The 6,000-nt window shown below is 36.3% G+C and carries 2 protein-coding genes; both read left to right on the top strand.

All coding sequences use genetic code 11. The features are described from left to right. Nucleotides 1–4,298 (top strand): gliding motility-associated C-terminal domain-containing protein (locus QM536_04060; protein ID MDI9356187.1); only part of this gene is annotated, 4,298 nt, incomplete at its 5' end. A gap of 279 nt (nt 4,299–4,577) precedes the next feature. Then, nucleotides 4,578–5,939 (top strand): magnesium transporter, encoded by a 1,362-nt coding sequence (gene mgtE, locus QM536_04055; protein ID MDI9356186.1) that lies wholly within the window; start codon nt 4,578–4,580, stop codon nt 5,937–5,939. Nucleotides 5,940–6,000: the final 61 nt, after the last annotated feature.

Raw genomic sequence — 6,000 nt, 5'->3', positions numbered from 1 at the left:
TAGTAGATTTCTCCGCTGGCTCTTACCATTACGGAGTTGCATTAGGGAAAAATAGAGTTGTCCAAACTATTACTTTTACCCTTCCGACCAAAACAATAGGAGACCCCAACTTCGCAATAAATGCTACCTCTACCTCTGGACTCCCTCTTTCTTTTAGCAGCAGTAATACCACCATAGCTCAAATCATCAACGACTCTCTTATACACATAGTAACAGTAGGAACTGTCAACATAACCGCTATCCAAACAGGAAATGAAAATTGGCTTTTCACCTCTCTTACAAGAACTCTCACTATAAAAAAAGCAAATCAAACTATTGACTTTGTAATAGATACTATCAAGTCACTTTCTGATACAAATCCACGCCTCTTTGCCATATCTAACACTGGGATACCTGTAAGCTTTAGCTCTTCTAACACTTCCATAGCACAAACAGTACGTTATAGCTCCACAGACAGCTTACAACTCCTTTCTGCCGGAACTACTATCATAACTGCATACGTTCCCGAATCTCCAAATTACTATGCGGCTTCAGTAAGTAAAAAACTGACTATTACAGGACCCCAAATAACATCTGTAAGTCCGGTTATTTTTAGCACCACATCCGATGATTCTGTCGTCATAAAAGGTATCTCTTTTTCCCCAACCGCACAAATAACAGTAAACGGACAAACTCTTTCTATTATCCGTAGATCATCCAATACTCAAATAACTGCAATTATACCAAATACCTTCCAAACAGGAATCCATCAAGTATTTGTAAAAAACTCTCGCAGGGAATCTACTAATATGTTCCTCCTCAGAGTGATTGATTACGCACCTGATAGAATTGTTACTTTCTCAGATATACCACAAATATTAAACTTCGGGCAAGCTGCAACCCCATCTACACATGAAAATTTTGTAGATGTATCCGCAGGAGGAAACCACTCTCTTGCTCTCTCCAAAGCAGGAACTATCACCGCTTGGGGATGGAATGAGTATGGACAAATAAACGTACCAGCAGATCTTCATAATGTAGTGCAAATAGCCGCAGGTGGATGGAGTCATTCTCTTGCTCTCAAAAATGATGGAACTGTCATCGCATGGGGTTCTGATTCTATAAATAGCAGATTTTTTGGAAAATCCAATGTACCACGAACCCTTAAAAATGTTATACACATAGCAGCAGGAAGTCATTCTTCTTACGCTATATCCAACGATGGAACTATTACCGGATGGGGATCGGAAGAATATATAAATACTGCCCATCTCAATGTATTAAAAAACCAAGTAACCCAAATACAAGGTGGCGTAAATTATGCCATTGCTCTGAAAAAAGATGGCACCGTAGATACTTTGAAAAGAGGAATATTAGATACTTCTAAAGTCGAAGGAAGATCCATTCAATATGATTACAGCAACCCCCCCTCTCTTTTGAATAATGTAACATCCATTGCTCAAGTAGGAGGATATCTGAACCTTGCTCTTAAAAGAGACAGCACCATTGCTACCTGGGGACTCATACCTTGGAAACGGGGGATACGACCACTTACAGAACCAAATTTTCAAAGACCTGTTCCTGTTGGCACTCTTACTATCATTGATACTGTTATTGTAGCATATTCTCCTACGCAGCTCACATCTATCTCACAAATAGCTGCGGGATATGCCTTTGCAGGTGCAATAAATAAAAATGAAAAAGTACACCTCTGGGGATACACCCTCAGCGATTATTACCCCGGATATACCAATGAAAGAGGATTTATAGCTCCTTTCAAAGAAGTAAAACGCCTCTCCATAGGCGATTATCATATCCTTGCTATTGGAAAACCCGAAAAACTAAACCAAACTATAACTTTTGCCAATATACCCTCTCCACAACAATGTCAAAGACCTGTTGTTCTCACCGCTTCTTGCAACAGCCGACTCCCTGTATATTTTTCTTCATCAAATACAAACATACGCATAACAGGAAATACCGTAACCCCTCTTTCCACGGGATCTTTTACCATTACCACATTTCAAACAGGAAATGAATACTATTATCCCGCAATCCCTATTTCTAAAACCGTCGCCATCACAAAAGCAACATTCCCATTCTCTGCTTTCTTCTTATCCGAAACTAAAAATGAAATAATTGGAGCAGTAAACACCACAAACATAAACATCAAAATACTATCTCCTCTCGGATATATGCCTACTTTTAAGATATGTAATGAAAACCCACCGTATCATTGTAATAATTACCTACGACTGACAGGTTCTGTAAACATCATCTCATACCAACATGTAAATATACCAGGATTCCTCCCTATTTCCAAAGTAAAAATTACCATAACAGATTCACTTGATTGTTATTCTGTTCCCCCAAGAATAATAGAATATTATCCTATCACAATCAATACAATACCTCCAAAATATTGCAACGAAAGATTTCCTATTCGTGCCACTACCACCAGTTCTCTCCCTATATCTTATAGGAGTTCTGACACAACTATTGCCACTATAAAAGGCGATACTATCATCACCCACAGTGCAGGAACGGTTACCATTACTGCGTCCTTTAGCGGACAAGAAGGATACAACTCCATCTCTCAAGTTATGACCATCAAAAAAATAAAACCCGTTATAAAAGTACAAGCAACATTTCAAAATGATACCCTCACTTTTGCACTCTTAGAACCTCTTAGTAGTGTTCCTCTTCATGTCGATGGATGGGCTATTGAAAGAGAACTAAATGGATACTATAGCACATTTGATGCATACGGAACACTATATAATCAAGGATTTTCTAATCCTCTCCTAATTTATAAAAGTGCTTCCGGTGCTTCTTACCATGCAAACTACCCTTATACTGCATTCTCTCTACGGGTAGTAGATACCAGTAAGTGTTATTCTACATTAGATACCTCTTTATTTATCTATAAAAAACATACCCTTATTCCTAAAAAAACACAAACCATAACTCTCATCGATATTTATAAAACATACGGGGATAGACCATTTGTGGTAACGGCTACCAGCTCCTCTTCCTTCCCTATTACCTATAAAATAGGAAATACCAATATACTCAGTATAGATGCCGATGTTATTACTATCAAAAAAGCAGGAACTACCTCTGTATGGGCTACTCAAAACGGAAATGAAGAATATCTGCCCGACTCCACCAGTGCAAATATTATCATAGCAAAAGCAAAACAAACTATCTCTTTCGATTCCATATCTCCCAAATATATAACTAATGACTATTTCCTGTTAAATGCCTCTGTATCTTCATCTCTCCGACTATCTTTCAGCAGTTCTGATATCCGTAGAGCATCTGTGGACGCATCTCATTATGTCACTATTTATTATACAGGAACTATAACCATTACTGCTTACCAAGAGGGTAACGAAAATTACCATCCCGCTCTCCCTGTTACACGAACACTCATTATCCTACCATCCACTATTAAAAAACGACAAACTATCTCCTTTACTGCAATAGAAAAAACCTACGGAGAAGAGCCTATCTTTTTGCTTGCCGCATCTACTACATCTGGTCTAGACATATCCTACAGCATTGCAGCAAACAATGACGTAGCAAAATTTATATATGATAGCCGAACCATTCAAATACTCAACGCAGGAACTACCTCTATCACCGCAAGACAAATGGGAAACGAATCTTTCTTTGAAGCCCTATCTGTCACAAGAACCCTCATCGTTCATCAAGCAAATCAAACTATTTCTTTCCCACCAATTCCAAAATACACACTTTCTTTTGACAACAATAAAATCCCTCTCCTCGCCGAAGCGACATCTCGCTTACCCGTAGTATCATTTACCTCATCCAACACAGAAATAGGTGTCATTTCCGATCAATATATTATCCTATCCAAACCAGGGACTATCCTCATAACCGCATTTCAAACAGGGAATAGAAACTATAAACCAGCCGAATCCGTTGACATAACCCTCGAAATAGAAGGGATTACTATCCCCGAACTCCATATCCCCAATGTATTCACTCCTAATAACGATGGTGTAAATGATATATTAGCGCCATACACCAAAATAAGTGATACAGAGCAAGAAAACTACCCCTTACAAAACATCTACAAATACTCAGTACTCATCATAAATACAGATGGAACTACTATAGTAGAAAAAGAATCTGTCGTAAACCCTCCAAACCTCCACCTATGGAACGGAACTATAGACAACAAAACAACAATATCAGGAATATTCTTTTACTTGATAACATTTGAAATAAAAGGATATGCAAACACCTCTACTAAAAAGACATATAAAGGATACGTGCATGTAATGAGGTAGAGAATATGTAGAAATTGTAAACAGATTAATTTTTACCAGAGTTTTGGAACTTACCAAAATTTTAAAACTAACACATAGGTTCTACATTAGGTAGTATTCATAAATACATTAAAAACAAATACAATAATTACAAATAATTATTTGTATAGTTTCACTACGTAGGAATACAAATTATATTATAGTTGAAGGGTTCTAAAAATTCAAATCCTAAAAACTGTATCCCTTAAAAATCAATTTTTAGAACCCACCTTTATTTTTTATTCATTTTATATTTTAGATATGTCTTTCCCAATAAACGAGGAATTTTTAGAGGATCTAAAGCAATCCTTAGCAGAAAAAAATGATGATGCCGTGAGGAATAAAATAAAAGGGATGAGAGCTATTGATATATCGCAGCTTTTGTATCTTTTTAATACCGAGTATTCTAAGTATATCATAGATTTGGTAGATATAAAAACGCAATCTAAGATAATAAATAACATAGATGAGTATACTCGGAGGGATTTTTTGAAAGAATTTTCTGCGGAACGGATAGCACTCTTTTTGGAGTATATAGATTCTGATGATTGTGTGGATATACTGATTGAGCAAGAGCAAATTTTTATGAATGAAATAATTAGTTTCATACATAATGAGGAAAAGGCAAATAATATCAGGGAATTACTGCATTATCCTTCTGATAGTGCGGGTGGAATTATGGCAAAAGAACTTATAAAAGTACATTATGATTGGACAGTCGGACAGTGTGTAGAGGAAATAAAAAAACAAGCACAGTGGGTGCGGAAGTTTTATTCTGTTTATGTAGTGGATTCATATGGTAAACTCTTAGGAAGGGTTTCGCCGAAGCGAATTTTGATTTCTGACCACGCACATAAAATAGAAAATATTTATAATAAGCATGTTCATTATGTGGAAGCGAAGCATGACCAAAAACATGTAGCTGACATTATGCAAAAGTATAATTTAGAGGTGATACCTGTAATAAATGCTCATAAAAAACTGATTGGTATGATTACAATAGACGATATTGTAGATGTGATAACAGAAATAGCAGAGACGCAAAGGAATCTTATGGCAGGATACTCGGAGAGTGTTTCAGAGCAACATTCTGTTTGGAAACTGACAAAAGCGAGGTTACCATGGCTTTTTATAGGAACCGCGGGTGGGTTATTGGGGGCAAAATTTATAAGTTTGTTTGAGCAAGAGTTAATGCTCATCCCCGCTATTGCTTTTTTTATACCTCTGATAACAGCCACTGGAGGCAATGTAGGTATACAATCTTCTTCCATAGTAGTGCAGAATATCACCAAAGCAATGATATTTAGAGAAAAAATAACCTTAAAACTTCGTAAGACAATGCTTATTTCTTTTTTGAATGGACTTGTTATAAGTAGTGTTGTGTTTGCCTCTATTTATACACTATATTCTGATCTTTTTTTAGCACTGACTGTTGGGATTTCTCTTTTCGTGGTGATAATCCTTTCTTCTGTTATGGGAACTATTACACCTATATTACTAAATAAAATAAAACTGAATCCTGCATTGGCATCGGGTCCTTTTATTACTACGATAAATGATTTATTAGGATTAACGGTATATTTTATTGTGGCTCTTTTTTTGCATAATTATTTTGCTTTTTAGAGAGAAAGTTATGAATTATAAGTTATTTTAGAGTTTATTGTAACTATTTAGCGCAATAGAA

This window comes from Chitinophagaceae bacterium, from assembly GCA_030053935.1.
GTDB lineage: Bacteria > Bacteroidota > Bacteroidia > Cytophagales > JASGCU01 > JASGCU01.
Note: the sequence above shows the minus strand (reverse complement) of the source record. Positions and strands in the feature narration are given on the sequence as shown.